This window comes from Streptomyces sp. UH6 (assembly GCF_013421635.1).
Lineage (GTDB): Bacteria > Actinomycetota > Actinomycetes > Streptomycetales > Streptomycetaceae > Streptomyces > Streptomyces abyssomicinicus.
Map to the genome: position 1 here is coordinate 1 of NZ_JACADT010001201.1, position 1515 is coordinate 1515.

A 1515-nucleotide genomic window follows, 5' to 3' on the forward strand; every position below is an offset into this window, starting at 1 on the left:
GCTGGCAGAGAAGTGACGAACATACCCGCGCAGGACCTTTCCCCGACGAGCGCGTCCGGCGAGGTGGACGGGGCGGGCCCGGCGGCCCCCACCGGCCGGCGGAGGCCGCCGCGGAGATGGCTCTGGGGCGCGGCCGCCGTCGTGACCCTCGCCTTCCTCGTCGCCCTGGAGTTCGCCGCGCGCCACCACGGGGTGCCGGGACCGATCACCAACCAGGTGCGGGAGGTGGCGTATCCGCCGGACTCGGGGGGACTGCTGTACGCCGCCATGGCGTTGACCATGGTGGTCCTCACCTGGAGGGAACGTTTCCTCGCGGTGGGCGCGGCGATCGGCGTCGACGTCGCCTTCCTGGCGGTCCGGTGGGCGGTCGACGCCCGGCCGGCCGAGGGCCACCCCTTCGGCATCGGCGCCCTGTGGGTGGTCCTCGGCTGCGCGGTCGTCGCCGTCACCCGCCGCACCGGCCGGGAGCGCGTCCTGCTGCTGAAGGGCGCCGGGCTGGGCCTGCTGCTGGTGGCCGGCCGCAAGACCGGTGACACCTGGCTGCTCATCACCTCCAAGACCCGTCCGACGGTGCTCGACCAGTACCTGGCCGCCGCCGACCACGCGCTGGGCGACCCGTCCTGGCTGGCCGGCCGGCTCGTGACGGCCACCGGCCCCGTCGGCTTCCATGTCCTCGACTTCGTCTACGGCAACCTGGCGGTGGCCGCGGTCGTGGCGGCGCTGTACCAGTTGCGCCGGGTGGCGGTCGAGCGCCGCTTCCCGCGCCACCATCTGGTGCGCACGTTCCTGGTGATAGGCCTCCTCGGGCCCGCCTGTTACATGATCTTCCCGGTGGTCGGGCCGCTCTACGCCTACGGCACCGGCAACGCGTACTGGGCGTCGGTCAGCCTGTGGGCGCCCGACTCGCCGCCCACCCTGCCCTGGGCGGTGGGCGACCTGTGGCCCCGGATCCTGCCGCCGGCCGACGCACCGCTGCCCATGCCGTTCGACGGGATCACCCCGCGCAACTGCATGCCCAGCCTGCACACGGCGTGGGCGACGGCGATCTTCGTCCACACCCGCACGGGCCCGAGGCCGCTGCGCTGGGCGGGGACGTTCTGGCTGGTGTCCACGGTCTGCGCGACCCTGGGGTTCGGTTACCACTACGGGGTGGACCTCCTCGCCGGCGTGGTGTTCACCCTCACCGTCGAGGCGGCGCTGCGCGCGCACGACCGCGGCTGGTGCCGGCCGGGGACCCTGCTGGTCGTCCACGGCGCGTCGGTCTTCGTGGCGCTGCTGGTGTCCTACCGCTGGCTCCCCGTGCCGATGGCGGAGCATCCGTGGGTCGCCGGGCCGCTTCTCGTGCTGGCCACGGCCTCGGTGGTGCTCGCCTACGTCCGGACCACGGCACGCTGGTCCGGGTCCTCCGTGCCGCCCCCGGACGCCGGGCCCCTCCCCCGGCAACGGTCCGCCCCGCGCGCGGAATCCGTCTGATCGGCCGATCGGCGACGGCTCCGTCGTCCCGTCCCGGGCGCC

1 protein-coding gene is annotated in these 1515 nt (G+C 74.6%); it reads left to right on the plus strand.

The features are described from left to right. Positions 1 to 141 precede the first annotated feature (141 nt). Positions 142 to 1473 (plus strand): phosphatase PAP2 family protein, encoded by a 1332-nt coding sequence (locus HW445_RS30590; RefSeq protein WP_180224044.1) that lies wholly within the window; start codon positions 142 to 144, stop codon positions 1471 to 1473. Positions 1474 to 1515: the final 42 nt, after the last annotated feature.